Source organism: Bradyrhizobium sp. I71, from assembly GCF_022354745.1.
In the GTDB taxonomy this organism is placed as follows: domain Bacteria; phylum Pseudomonadota; class Alphaproteobacteria; order Rhizobiales; family Xanthobacteraceae; genus Bradyrhizobium; species Bradyrhizobium liaoningense.
In genome coordinates this window covers 1392122-1405536 of sequence record NZ_CP059398.1, presented here as the reverse complement: position 1 = coordinate 1405536, position 13415 = coordinate 1392122, and the positions used below count along the sequence as shown (strand labels likewise).

Genomic DNA, 13415 nt, shown 5'->3' with positions numbered 1-13415 from the left:
TGTTCCGTCTCACGCCTCCAATTGCTTGCCGATCGGAAGCGAGCGGATGCGTTTTCCCGTCGCCGCGAAGATCGCGTTGATCAGGGCCGGCGCGAACGGGGGAACACCGGGCTCGCCGACGCCGCTCGGCGGCGTGCCGGGCCCCGGCGGCACGATGTAGACGTTGGTCAGCACAGGAGATTCGTCGATCCTGACGACCTGGAAGTCGTCAAAATTCTTCTGCTGCACCTTGCCGTCCTTGAAGGTGATCTCGCCGTATTTGGCGAGGCTCAGGCCCATGATCGCCGCGCCCTCGATCTGCGAGGCGATGCGCTCGGGGTTGACGTAGGTGCCGCAATCGATCGCGGTGTCGACCCGCGGCACCGTCAGCTTACCCTTGTCGTCGATGGCGACCTCGACGATGGTCGCGATGTAGCTGACGAAGCTGCGGTGCACGGCGATGCCGAGACCGTGGCCCTTCGGCATCTTGCGCCCCCACTCGCCCTTCTCGGCGACCAGCTCGACCACCTTGCGCAGGCGCGCGGTGTCGATCGGGTAGCTGTCATAGGGCTCGCCATAGTTCCAGAGGTCCTTCACGTTCGGCTTGACGATGCGAGGCGAGCCGATCAGCTCGAGCAGCATGTCTTTCTGGTCGCGTCCGGTCGCCTGCGCAATCTCGCCGACCATCGATTGCACCGCGAAGGCCCGCGGGATGTTCGAGACCGAGCGGAACCAGCCGATGCGGGTGTGCGCGGCTGCTTCCGGATTCTCGCAGGAGATGTTGGCGATCTCGAACGGCATGTCGACGAGGCCCATGCCGATCTCGAACGGGGCCTGATGCACCGTGCCGGCGGCAAAGGTCGAGGCGATGCTGGGAGCCACGCTGCGGTGGCGCCAGGCGATCACCTTGCCGCTCTTGTCGAGACCGGCCTCGATCCGCTCGACCGAGACGGTGTGCACGAAGCCGTTGTGGAGGTCGTCTTCGCGTGTCCACTGCACCTTCACCGGTGCACCGAGTTCTTTGGACAGCAGGGCGGCCTCGAGCGCAAAGTCGCATTTCGACTTGCGACCGAAACCACCGCCGAGCAGCGTCACGTTGACGGTGACGTTGCCTTCGGGGATCTCCAGCGTCTTGGCGACGTCCTCGCGGGTGCCGCCGGGACTCTGCACCGGCGCCCAGATCTCCGCCTTGTCGCCCTTGACGTTGGCAACCGCGACCGGCGGCTCCATGGCGACATGGGCGAGATGCGGGATGTAGTATTCGCCGACGATCACCTTGTCGGCCCCCTTAAGGGCGGCGTCCGCATCGCCCTCCTTGCGCAGGACGAGGCCGGGCTTGCGCGAGGCCTCCTCGAGCTCCTTGCGATAGGCGACGGAGTCGTATTTGCCGTTCGGACCGTCGTCCCACACCAGCTTCAACGCGTCGCGGCCCTTGATCGCCGCGCCGGTGTTGCGCGCGATCACGGCGACGCCGCCGAGCGGCTGGAACTTCGAGGGCCACGGCCAGCCGCGCACCTGCATCACCTTCTCGACGCCGGGAATCTTGAGAGCCGCATCCGGATCGAACGAGACCAGCTTGCCGCCCGTGACGGGCGGGCGCGCGATCACGGCATACTTCATGCCGGGCAAGCGGACGTCCGCGCCGTAAAGCGCCTTGCCGGTGGTGATGTCGTGAAGATCGACAATGCCGACCTGACCCTTGCCGAGATAGCGGAAGTCCTTGGGATCCTTCAGCTTGAGACCTTCGATACTCGGCACCGATTCCTTGGCTGCGTCCGCGGCGAGCTCGCCGAAACCCAGCTTGCGGCCGCTGGCGCTGTGGACGACCTCGTGGTTAACCGCCTTGACCTCGGTCGCGGGCACGCCCCAGCGCTTCGCCGCAGCCTGCTCCAGCATGGTGCGGGCGGAAGCGCCGATCTGGCGCATCGGTATCAGATAGTGCCGCGTGCTGCGCGAGCCGTCGGTGTCCTGGTTGCCGAACTTGACCTCGTCGCCATGGGCCTGCTGCACCTTGACCCTGGACCAGTCGGCTTCCATCTCCTCGGCCACGATCAGCGGCAGGCTGGTGCGCACGCCGGTGCCCATTTCCGAGCGGTGCCCGATGATGGTGACGATGCCATCCGGGGCGACCGAAACGAACACGCGCGGATCGACCACGACACCGTGCGGCATCTGGCCGGCGCCGGTCTCATAGGCCAACGCCTGGCGCGACATCACGGGGGCGGCGAGGACGAAGCCGCCGGTGACGCCGAGCCCCTTCAGGATGCTGCGGCGCGAGACCTTCTCGACCCTGATATGCTTCTCGAAGCCGCGAAGCTTGCGGGGATTGTCGATGAAGTTCATGTCACACTCCCGTCGATGCGAGATGGACGGCGTTCTCGATGCGTTGGTAGCAGCCGCAGCGGCAGATGTTGCCCGACATCGCCTCGCGGATCTGGTCATGCGAGGGTTTCGGGTTGTCCATCAGGAGGGCTGCAGCCTGCATGATCTGGCCGGCCTGGCAGAAGCCGCATTGGGGTACGTTGACCTGACGCCAGGCCTTCTGCACCGGGTGATCGCCGTTGGGATGCAATCCCTCGATCGTGGTGACCTCGCGTCCGGCGACGTCGTTCACCGACGTGATGCAGGCCCGCACGGCCTCCTTGTCGACGATGACGGTGCAGGCGCCGCACAGGGCTTGCCCGCAGCCGTATTTGGTGCCGGTCAGTCCGGCCTCGTCACGCAGGAACCAGAGTAGCGGGAGGTCCGGGTCGCCGTCCCAGCTCTGTTCCTGGCCGTTGATCTTCACCTTGATCATGATCATCCCTCGCTCTTCATAAGCATGCCAAATGTAAAGTTCGCCGACGCCGGTGGCGACGGTTCACGCGTCGTCTCGCCGCATTCCGCCGTCGTCCCGCGCGGGCAAATCCCGAAAGGGGGCAGGAACGCCAATGGCGATGTCTGGATGTGCTCGATACCTCCCCCGTATTGTTCTTGATTGATTGTATTCGCGCGGCATCGTGACGGTGCGATCGTAACAGAGATCGCTCCGGCTCGGCGTTCACAGCCGAGTGTTCTCACCGGGAAAAGATTGCATCGATGGTTTGTCAAAAGCAGGGCGTGGTCATCGCGTTGCGCGCCTCTGCAACGGGCCCAAGCAAAAAAGCTTCGTCCGCCAGGAACTGCGCGGACGAAGCAGGATGCCTCAGTCGAGGGAGGGAGAAACGCAGGCTTCGCGAGCTTCAAGCAGGAAGCGGGCGGCCTGCGCCGTCATTCAGTGACCAGGACTGAGGAACTAAGGGCCCTCACATATGTCTGGTGCAGAAGCGACAGCATCACCGCGCTGGTCCCGGGACGACGACCGGTCCGGCTCGCTGGCAGCGGCAGGCGCCAGCGAGCGGATGGGGACCGGCGAAGGTTCGGCGGGCCCGATCAGGCGGCCTTCTCAGGCGGCTTTGGCTTTCGCCACATGGGTCGCGATCGCGTCCATCAGTGCCGGCGACAGGCAGTCATAGGGCTCGAGCCCGATCTCCTTCAGCCGCGACCGGATGCCTGCCATCTGCTCGGGCTTCACGCCCGATTCGATCACCGAGGAGACGAAGGCGGCGAATTGCGGCGCCTGCGAGCCCTGCTCCTGGAACAATTCGGGATGGATGAAGTCGAGGCCGTAGAACGGGTGGTTCTTGTTCTCGATGCGGCCGTACATGTGCGTGCCGCAGGCCTTGCAGGCGTAGCGCTGGATCACCGCCGAGGGGTCGACGATCTGGAGCTTGTCGCCGTTCTCGAGCACGGTGACGTTCTGGCGCGGCACCACGGCGACGACGGAGAAGTTCGCGCCCTGCGGCTTCCAGCACTTGGTGCAGCCGCAGGCGTGGTTGTGGGCGACGTCGCCCTTGATGCCGACCTTGACCGGATGGTCCGTGCATTTGCAGACCAGCGTGCCGCCGGCGAAGTTGCCGCTGCCTTGCTTGATGCCGTTGTCGATCGAGGGATGGAGTGCAACAGTCATGGGTCGATCCTCCTTGGTGTGATGTCTGCGAGCTAGAACACGACGACTGAACGGATGGATTTGCCCTCGTGCATGAGATCGAAGCCTTTGTTGATCTCTTCGAGCTTGAGCACGTGGGTGATCATCGGATCGATCTGGATCTTTCCGTTCATGTACCAGTCGACGATCTTCGGCACGTCGGTGCGGCCGCGCGCGCCGCCGAACGCGGTGCCGCGCCAGTTGCGTCCGGTGACGAGCTGGAACGGGCGGGTGGCGATCTCCTTGCCGGATTCGGCAACGCCGATGATGATCGAGGTGCCCCAGCCGCGATGGCAGGCTTCCAGCGCCTGGCGCATCACCGTGGTGTTGCCGGTGCAGTCGAACGTGTAGTCGGCGCCGCCATCGGTGAGGCCGACGAGGTGCTGGACGATGTCGCCGGTGACCTTCTTGGGGTTGACGAATTCGGTCATGCCGAACCTGCGGCCCCACTCCTCCTTGGCGTCGTTGATGTCGACGCCGATGATCTTGTCGGCGCCGGCCATCTTGGCGCCCTGGATCACGTTGAGGCCGATGCCACCGAGGCCGAACACGACCACGTTGGAGCCCGGCGTGACCTTCGCGGTGTTGACGACGGCGCCGACGCCGGTGGTGACGCCGCAGCCGATGTAGCAGCTCTTGTCGAAGGGGGCGTCCTCGCGGATCTTGGCGACCGCGATCTCGGGCAGCACGGTGAAGTTCGAGAAGGTCGAGCAGCCCATGTAGTGGTAGACCGGCTTGCCCTTGTAGGAAAAGCGGCTGGTGCCGTCGGGCATCACACCCTTGCCCTGCGTCGCGCGGATCGCGGTGCAGAGATTGGTCTTCTGGCTGAGGCAGCTTTTGCACTGCCGGCATTCCGGCGTGTAGAGCGGGATGACGTGGTCGCCCGGCTTCACCGAGGTCACGCCAGGGCCGATCTCGCGGATGATGCCCGCACCCTCATGCCCCAGGATCGACGGGAAGATGCCCTCGCTGTCGAAGCCGTCGAGCGTGTAGGCGTCGGTATGGCAGATGCCAGTGGCCTTGATCTCGACTAGGACCTCGCCGGCCTTTGGGCCTTCCAGATCGACTTCGACGATTTCGAGCGGCTTCTTGGCCTCGAAGGCGACGGCGGCGCGTGTTTTCATAGTAAGACTCCTCAGATTCTCATAGGACGCCAAGAGGTGGTCTCGGCAGTCCTCGTAACGTTCATTTGTTGCCCATGCAGGCGTCTTCCGCCTTTTTGTACGCCTCTGTCTTCTCCTCCTTCTTGGCGGGACGCTGCCGGCCCCATGCTTCGGTGGAGCGGGCGCGCAGATAGACGTACAGGTCGTCCATGTAGCAGGCGACGTTCGGGTTGTCGCCGAAAGCAGGCATGACGTTTTCCTGCGCGGTCGAGATGTTCTTGCGGCCGGAGGCGACCACGCCGAGGAAGTCGCCGTAGCTCATGGACTTGACCGAATCCTTGAGCGCCGGCGCGTAGGTGGAGCCCATGCCGTCGGGGCCATGACAGACGTGGCAGTCGGAATGATAGCGGCGGTATCCGGAATAGGTGAACCAGTCCACGGTGCCGTCGGCCGAAATCTTGTAGGTCGGAACCCCTTCCTTATCGAGCCACTTTCCGTCGTCTTCCTTTTTCACTGCGGTGGGGTCGCCCGGACCGTCCGCGACCGCAATTCCTCCGGACGCAACCAAGATCATCGCAGCAATGACAGAGCAGATTTTACGCAAGAGATTTTTCCTCGAGGAGCCCGGTGGGACCCGGTGGGAGACGAGCCGGCGCGTGGAGTTGATCCACGCGCCGGAGCGATGCAGAGCGAGGCCTAGTTCGGCAGCGAGAACACGGTCAGCGTACCGCCGAGTGCCGTGTAGTTGCTGAGGGCCGCGTAGCCGCCGACTGCGCCGAGACCTGCGGTCGGATCGGTCAGACCTGCCGCCAGGCCGATGCCGGCCCAGCCACCGACGCCGGAGAGCACGGCAACGTACTGCTTGCCGTTGTTCTCATAGGTGGTGACGTTGCCGATGATGCCCGAGGGAGTCTTGAACTTGTAGAGCTCCTTGCCGGACTTGGCGTCGACCGCCTTCAGGTAGCCTTCGAGCGTGCCGTAGAACACCACGCCGCCTGCCGTTGCGAGCGCACCCGACCAGACCGAGAACTGCTCCTTGTTCGACCAGACGATCTTGCCGGTCTTGTTGTCCCAGGCGATGAAGTTGCCCATGTGGCTTTCACCCGGGGGCGGGTACATCGAGAGCGTCGCGCCCACATAGGGCTGGCCCGCGGTGTAGCTCACCTTGAACGGCTCGTAGTCCATGCAGACGTGGTTGGTCGGGACGTAGAACAGCTGCGTGTCCGGCGAGTAGGCTGCCGGCTGCTCGTCCTTGGTGCCGAGCGCGGCCGGGCAGATGCCCTTGGTGTTCTTGTCCTCGCCGCCGTGCTCGGTCGAGTATTGCGCGACGACCTTTGGACGGCCGTAGGTCGGCGAGTTCTTGTCCATGTCGACGCCGCTGGTCCAGTTCACCTTCGGGTCGTACTTCTCGGCGACCAGCAGTTCGCCGCTCTCGCGGTCCAAGGTGTAGGCGAGGCCGTTGCGGTCGAAGTGCGTCAGCAGCTTGCGGGGCTGACCGTTGATCTGCTGATCGGTGAGGATCATTTCGTTGACGCCGTCATAGTCCCACTCGTCGTGCGGCGTCATCTGGTAGACCCACTTCGCCATACCGGTGTCGGCATCGCGCGCGAAGATCGTCATCGACCACTTGTTGTCGCCGGGACGCTGCTTCGGGTTCCAGGTCGAGGGATTGCCCGACCCGTAGTAGACGAGGTTCAGAGCGGGATCGTAGGAGATCCAGCCCCAGGTGCAGCCGCCGCCGATCTTCCACTGGTCGCCCTGCCAGGTCTTTAGCGAGGAATCCGCGCCGACCGGCTTGCCGAGCGACATTGTCTTGGCGGGATCGAGCTTGATCTGATCGTCCGGACCCTCGGAATAGGCGCGCCAGGCCTGCTTGCCGGACTTGAGGTCGTATGCGGTGAGGTGGCACTGCACGCCGAACTCGCCGCCGGAGATGCCGACCATGACCTTGTCCTTGACGACCAGAGCCGCCGAAGTGCCGGTCTCGCCCTTCGCCGGATTGCCGTTGGTTGCCGACCACGCGACCTGACCGGTCTTGGCGTCGAGCGCGACGAGGTTGGTGTCGGCCTGATGCAGGATGATCTTGCCGTCCCCGTAGGACAGGCCGCGATTGACCGTGTCGCAGCACATCACCGGGATGACGTTCGGATCCTGCTTCGGTTCGTACCTCCAGACGATCTTGTTCTCGTTGGAAAGGTCAATGGCGTAGACCTTGTTCGGGAACGGCGTGTGGACGTACATCATGTTGCCGATGATCAGCGGGCCGCCTTCATGGCCGCGCAGCACGCCGGTCGAGAAGGTCCAGGCGACCTGGAGCTTGCCGACGTTCTGAGCGTTGATCTGGTTCAGTTTGGAATAGCGGGTGTTGGCATAGTCACCCGCCGGCATCACCCAGTCCTTCGGGTTCTGCGACATCTTGATCAGCTCGTCGTTGGCTGAAGCGCTGCCGACGGCGAGAGCCGCCGCGGAGCCGAGATAGGTCGCCAGTAGCACCTTGCGCATAGTCATTCCTCCGTTGGTCTCGTTTATTGTTTCCGAAGCATTGCTCGACCGCCGGGCTTCTCGTCCGGCGTTTGCTCGTGCAGGGCGGTCACGATTGGGACCAGAAACGATGCTGTGCTGTTTCCTCCTCCTGATGAGAGCCACGGGTCCACGTGCAGGAGCGGCCCGTTTTTATTGTTCCTGCCGCAATCCCTAACGACTTAGCCATCGGGAAACTTGCCCGAGAGGGAAGCCAGTTTGCTCGACAGCGCACGGGGGCAAAGATTTTGATTTTGCAGTAGCGAATTCAGTCGTTTCCGCGCCGCGACGGGCCGCGCTCAACGCTCAGGTTCCCCTTGACGGCGCTGCAACTAAGGCGGAGGATTAAGTTTCAAGAGTGGCAATGGAACGGTGGCGCTTGTTCCACAAGATCGCTCAAATTCGAGGTAAACGTCACGCAATCACGGCTGAGGGCTCCGGCAGCGCTGGTCGCGATTCGCGTCGAATCTCCGGATCAAACCAGTGGCTGGATTAATGTCCGACACAATTCACACGCTCTCGACGACCGGAATGACGCCGAAGCGGCAGATCCAGAGCTGGATCGACGGGTTGACGAGCCTGTGCGGGCATTTCGACGTCGATCCGCTGGAGGCGTCCTCGCTGGAAGGTCGCATCGACTACACCAGCGTCTCGCGTCTGAAGCTCTGCCAGATCGAGGTGAGCCAGCATCGCATCGCGCACACGCTTGCGCGCGCCAAGGCCAATGAACACCCATACATCAAGATCCACTTCCAGACCTACGGGGTGTCTTATTTCGAGCAGGAAGGCCGTCACATCGAAATCAACCCCGGCGACATCATCGCCTACGATGTCTCCTGCCCGCATTCGATCATCAGCCCAGCCTTCACGCGTCATGACGTGGTGATCGTGCCGAAGGCCCTGCTTCGCGACCGCGGCTTCCCATCGCAGCGGATGCCCGCCTGCAAGCTGTCCTCAAAAACAGGCACGGGGCGGATCGCCCATGATTTCGTCCACGCAACCTTTGACGAGGCGGCAAAGCTGTCGGCCAACAGCGCGGTCGGCGTCGCTGATTCCCTGATAGACCTGCTGTTGCTGCCGCTGCGCGAGGCCGACACGATGTTCGATCGTGTCGGGCCCGAAGCGATGTATGTGCGCGCGCAGTTCTTCATCCGCGAGCACTTGCGCGATCCGGATCTGTGCATCGACCAGATCTCGGCCGAGCTCGGCTGCTCCAAGCGCTACCTGCACATGCTGTTCTCGGAGCGCGGCACCACGGTCAGCGACTACATCTGGCAGGCGCGGTTGCAGAACTGCCGCCAGGAGCTCGAGGCCCACGCCGGCAAGACCATCACCGACGTCGCGTTCTCGTGGGGCTTCTCCAGCTCATCGCATTTCAGCCGCGTGTTCCGGAAATATTTCGGCGTGGTGCCGTCCTCGATCCACAAGGCGCAGCAGGGCGCGGCGGCCTCGGGCGAGCACTAGGCGTTGTCGAGCGAATGCTCCAAAGCATGATCGGGAAAAGTGCGCCGCGGTTTTGCGGAAAGATCATGCCCAAACTGCAACCTGAAGCGCGACGGCAATGGTCCTGAGGTTCAGGCCGGCTCGAGGCCGAGCGACCGTGCGCTCTCGATCCAGATCGGCAGCTCGCGCTGGTACAGCGCGTTGGTTTCCTTGAAGCCGATTGCAGGTTCGAGCACGAAAGTCGCGAGAACCTCCTTCACCTTCGAATCGCCGTTGGCGGCGACACAGAGCTCGGCGAGGCGATCGACCACGGGCTGCGGCGTCGCCTTCGGCACGGCCCAGCCGGTGAACCCGCTCACGGTGAAGAATTTCGACGTCGCGCCCTGTTCGGGCAACGTCTTCACGTTCGGGATCGCGTCGACCTTCTTCGAATGCACGGCGAAGACGGTGCCGCGGTCGCTTTGCAGGACCGACTGCGCGGCCGTGTAGCTGCCCATGGCGGCATCGAGCGTGCCTTCGAGCATGCCCGTCCACATCGGCGCTTCGCCGCGATAATGGACCGGCTCGATATTGAGGCCGTACTGCTTGTTGAGCTCGTTGATCGTCATGTGGGGGGCTGAGCCCGCGCTGTAGGTGCCGAAGTTCACCTTGCCGCTCTTGCGCGCGAAGGCGACGAAATCCTCCAGCGTCTTGACGCCGGTTTTCGGGTTCGCCACCAGCAGCAGGCCGGCGCCGGGAATGACGCTGACGAGCGCCAGATCCTTGTCCATGTCGTAGCCGGGATTTTTCATCACCACCCGGTTCATGATGTAGGTGGTCGAGATCGAGCACAGGATGGTGTGCCCGTCGGGCTCGGCGCGGGCGACCTCGGCCGTGCCGATCGCGCCGGAGGCGCCGGGCTTGTTCTCGACGACGACGGTCTTGCCGACCTGCTTGGAGATGAATTCGCCATAGGCGCGCGCGAGCAGGTCGGTCTGTCCGCCGGCGGGATAGCTGCAAATCATGCGAATCTGCCGCGCCGGCCACGTGCCTTGCGCCGAGGCGCCGCGTATGACGAATGGCATCGCCAGTGCAGTGGTACCGGCGGCGATGAAGTGGCGGCGATCGAGTTTGGCGGACATGATTCTCTCCCAGATTTTTGCGGAACCTACTGCATCAAGCTGGCGCCGGGCATGGCCGGCAGGCGAGACAGATTGGCGCATGATGCGTGCGCAGCGCGCAGGGAGTACGTGCCCGGGCGCAGGCTCTGCGGGGCGTCACTGCGTGCCGTCCGGACATCAGCGCGCTTGCAATCACCGCTGAATGATTTGCGTCCAGACGTCGCCCAGAATCGCTGGCTCCCGCGGCGGCAGATAGGTGAGGCCGGCCTGCTTGCCGAATTCGGCGATCTTGCCTTCGGCGGCAAGCTGGCCGAGCGCCTTGTTGACGGCCTCGATCAGCGCGCCATCGCTGGCGAGCCCGACATAGCCGCGATTGGCCCCGATCGGGTAGTAGTAGCCGGACGCCGTGATCGCCGTGTCGGGATGCGCGGCGCGATGGGCGTCGAAGCGGGCAAGATCGATCAGAGTCGCGTCATGGTCGCCGCGCTGGAGCGCGCCGAGGAGGTCGTCGCGACCGGGGACGAGATGGGTGATGCTGTCGATCAGTCGGCCCTTGTCGAAGGTCATCAGGATGGCGTCGCCGAGCGACCCGCTTTCGATGACGAGACGAAGGCCGGCGAGGTCGCCGATGTCGGCGATCTTGCGGCCGCGGGCCTTCGGCCCGAGCACCACCGTCATCGGCGAATAGACGTAAGGCCGGCTCGGCGCGAGCACGCCCAGCGGGACGCGGCGCCGCCGATCGTCGCGTGTGGCCCCGGCGAAATCCGGCAAGCGCGCCGTCTTCATCCCGGGCACGACGAGCGAATCCTGCGTCAGCGCGTAGCTGCCGACGAGGGAGCACCGCCCATCCGAGAGCAGCGCATTGGCCTCGAGCTGCGGGCTGGAATCCTCATCCAGCCTGCTCTCGAACCATTGGATCACGAGCGGCCGTCGCAGGCGTTCGGCCACGGCCTGCGCCAGCAGCACGTCGAAGCCGGCATCCGGCTTGCCCTTTCGATGCATCGACAGCGGCGGCCGGTCTTCATCGAGACATATCTTGAGCGGATCCTCGGCGGCGGCCGCGCTCGCACCGAGAGGCGCTGCCAAGAGGATCGCCGCGACGCTCCAGATGGAGAGGCATCGTCTCATGGCTTTCTCCGGCTGGAGACGAACGCCCAGAGATTCCCGATCTCGTCGTCGGAGAGGATGTCGCCCCAGGGCGGCATCTTGTTGTTCTTGCCGTTCTTCACCGTGGTGACGAAGCGCACCTTGTCGTCGGGAATGGCGCGCAGGTCCGGCGTGATGGTACCAGAGTTCATCAGATTGGGGCCGTGGCAGTGCGAGCATTTCGAGGCATAGGTCGACTTGCCATGGTCGATCTGAGCCTGCAATGGATTGCCGTTCGCGTCGTCAGCGGCACGAACGGTCGCCGCAAGCGCGACCGTCAGCACCGCGACGGTGGCGAGGTTCGCCACCGTCTTGTGAGAGAACAGTTTCAGCATTGCACCCGTGGTTACTGCTTGACTGCAAAGACCCAGAGCGAACCGCCGGGCGGCACCTGAGCCAACCGCTCGTCGCCGGAGAACAGCGAGTAGACGCCGCCATAGCCGCTCGTCACGGCGACATACTGCACGCCATCCTGCTGCCAGGTCACGGGCTGTCCCTCGATGCCGGAGCCGGTCTGGAACTGCCAGAGCTTCTTGCCGGTGTCGGCGTCGAAGGCCTCGAACTCGCCGGTCAGTGCGCCTGAGAACACGACGCCTCCGGCCGTCGACAGCACGCCCGAGAAGCGCGGAATGTCGCTCGGCGCTTCCCACTTCGATTTGCCGGTCATGGGGTCGATGGCCTTGAGATGACCGCGCGGCCCGTCCCCGTACTCCCAGAGGTCGGTCAGATCCATGCCGAGATACCATTCACCCTGCTTGTAGGTGACGGGCTCGGTCTTGTACCTGCCGCCGAAGGCGAGCGTATTGGCATACGCAAGGCCGGTCTGCGGATTGAACGACATCGGCTCCCAGTTCTTGCCGCCGAGGATGGACGGATAGACGGTGACCTTCTTGCCCTCGCGGGCGTCCTTGGAAATGTCGGTCTCGATCGGACGTCCGGTCTTCATGTCGATCCCGGTCGCCCAGTTGACCTTCACGTACGGGTTGGCCGCGAGCAGCTTCCCGTTGGTGCGGTCGAGCACGTAGAAGAAGCCGTTGCGGTTGGCATTCATCAGCGTCTTGGTCGGCTTGCCCTCGACGTTCACATCGGCGAGCACCATCTCGGCCACGGCGTCGTAATCGAATGGATTGTTCGGCGAGAACTGGTAGTGCCACTTGATCTTGCCGGTCTTCGGATCGAGCGCCAGCACCGAGCAGGTGTAGAGATTGTCGCCGGGCCGGACCGCAGAATTGAACGGGCCGGGATTGCCGATGCCCCAATAGATCGTGTTCAGTTCCGGATCGTAAGAGCCCGTGATCCAGGTCGAGCCGCCGCCGAGCTTCCAGGTGTCGCCCTTCCAGGTGTCGCCACCGGGCTCATCCGGCGAGGGGATCGAATGGGTACGCCAGAGATGCTTGCCCGTCGCAGGATCCCAGCCGTCGATGAAGCCCCTGGTGCCGAATTCCGCGCCGGAGATGCCGGTGATGACGACGCCGTCGGCAACCAGCGGGGCCACCGTCATCGAATAGCCTTCCTTGATGTCGGCCGCCTTCTGCCGCCACAGCTCCTTGCCGTTCTTCGCGTCGATTGCAATCACGTTGGCATCGAGGGTCGTACGGAACAGCTTACCTTCATGGATCGCGACGCCACGGTTGATGATGCCGCAGCAGACGATTCTCGGCGTCTCGGCGGGATACTCGATCTTGCTCTTCCAGATCTGCTTGCCGGTCTTGGCATCGACTGCCATGGTGGCATTGTGCGAGGTCACATAGATGACGCCCTGATAGACGATGGGCTGGGATTCCTCGCTACGATCGTCATTGAAGCTGTAATTCCAGATCGGGACGAGGTTCTTGACCGTATCCTTGTTGATCTGGTTCAGCGTTGAGAACCGCTGGAGATTGTAGCCCATTCCATAATTGAGAACGTTCGACGTGTCGGTCGCACCCTTGACCAGCTGCTCGGTGGTTTGTGCATTTGCACAGCTTGACGCAAGCATGACGAGGCCTGCGGCCATCGCAAAGCGTTTCATCCGTTCCTCCCAATATGCGCGCCTTTTGACGCTGCGATTGCAACATTCCGCCTGAAAGCAAAACACGTCAATACGAAAGTCGTAAGTGCCGTGCCGATATCGTCGGA

11 protein-coding genes are annotated in these 13415 nt (G+C 63.6%); 1 reads left to right on the top strand and 10 read right to left on the bottom strand.

Annotated elements, in window-relative coordinates:
• Positions 1–9 precede the first annotated feature (9 nt).
• The 6 genes from FJV43_RS06955 to xoxF5 all read right to left on the bottom strand — a co-directional run bounded on the left by FJV43_RS06955 (position 10) and on the right by xoxF5 (position 7590).
• The gene (locus tag FJV43_RS06955; protein ID WP_239625652.1) at positions 10–2322 is read right to left on the bottom strand and encodes a molybdopterin cofactor-binding domain-containing protein; all 2313 of its coding nucleotides are present in this window, start codon (positions 2320–2322) and stop codon (positions 10–12) included.
• A gap of 1 nt (position 2323) precedes the next feature.
• Entirely contained in the window at positions 2324–2776 is a 453-nt protein-coding gene (locus FJV43_RS06950; RefSeq protein ID WP_028177985.1) for a (2Fe-2S)-binding protein, read from the bottom strand.
• A 627-nt stretch (positions 2777–3403) separates the two neighbouring features.
• On the bottom strand, positions 3404–3967 hold the full coding sequence (gene gfa / locus FJV43_RS06945; RefSeq protein ID WP_239625650.1) for an S-(hydroxymethyl)glutathione synthase: 564 nt from the start codon (positions 3965–3967) through the stop codon (positions 3404–3406).
• Between the two features lie 32 nt (positions 3968–3999).
• Positions 4000–5109 (bottom strand): S-(hydroxymethyl)glutathione dehydrogenase/class III alcohol dehydrogenase, encoded by a 1110-nt coding sequence (locus FJV43_RS06940; RefSeq protein ID WP_239625648.1) that lies wholly within the window; start codon positions 5107–5109, stop codon positions 4000–4002.
• A gap of 61 nt (positions 5110–5170) precedes the next feature.
• Complete coding sequence (locus tag FJV43_RS06935; protein ID WP_028177982.1) at positions 5171–5662, bottom strand: c-type cytochrome, methanol metabolism-related; 492 nt, start codon at positions 5660–5662, stop codon at positions 5171–5173.
• Positions 5663–5784: 122 nt separating this feature from the next.
• On the bottom strand, positions 5785–7590 hold the full coding sequence (gene xoxF5, locus FJV43_RS06930) for a lanthanide-dependent methanol dehydrogenase XoxF5 (RefSeq protein ID WP_239629342.1): 1806 nt from the start codon (positions 7588–7590) through the stop codon (positions 5785–5787).
• 513 nt (positions 7591–8103) lie between these two features.
• Between xoxF5 and FJV43_RS06925 the strand changes: the two genes are divergently transcribed.
• Positions 8104–9072 carry a helix-turn-helix domain-containing protein gene (locus FJV43_RS06925; protein ID WP_239625646.1) on the top strand — a complete coding sequence of 323 codons (969 nt, stop codon included), beginning with the start codon at positions 8104–8106 and terminating at the stop codon, positions 9070–9072.
• A 110-nt stretch (positions 9073–9182) separates the two neighbouring features.
• Here FJV43_RS06925 and FJV43_RS06920 read toward each other — a convergent pair whose 3' ends face one another.
• The 4 genes from FJV43_RS06920 to FJV43_RS06905 form a co-directional block, all read right to left on the bottom strand.
• On the bottom strand, positions 9183–10172 hold the full coding sequence (locus tag FJV43_RS06920; protein WP_239625645.1) for a tripartite tricarboxylate transporter substrate binding protein: 990 nt from the start codon (positions 10170–10172) through the stop codon (positions 9183–9185).
• 171 nt (positions 10173–10343) lie between these two features.
• The gene (locus tag FJV43_RS06915; RefSeq protein WP_239625643.1) at positions 10344–11279 is read right to left on the bottom strand and encodes a transporter substrate-binding domain-containing protein; all 936 of its coding nucleotides are present in this window, start codon (positions 11277–11279) and stop codon (positions 10344–10346) included.
• Complete coding sequence (locus tag FJV43_RS06910) at positions 11276–11632, bottom strand: cytochrome c (RefSeq protein WP_239625641.1); 357 nt, start codon at positions 11630–11632, stop codon at positions 11276–11278. Before FJV43_RS06910 ends, FJV43_RS06915 begins: the two co-directional genes overlap by 4 nt.
• Before the next feature lie 11 nt (positions 11633–11643).
• On the bottom strand, positions 11644–13308 hold the full coding sequence (locus FJV43_RS06905) for a methanol/ethanol family PQQ-dependent dehydrogenase (RefSeq protein ID WP_239625639.1): 1665 nt from the start codon (positions 13306–13308) through the stop codon (positions 11644–11646).
• Positions 13309–13415 lie beyond the last annotated feature (107 nt).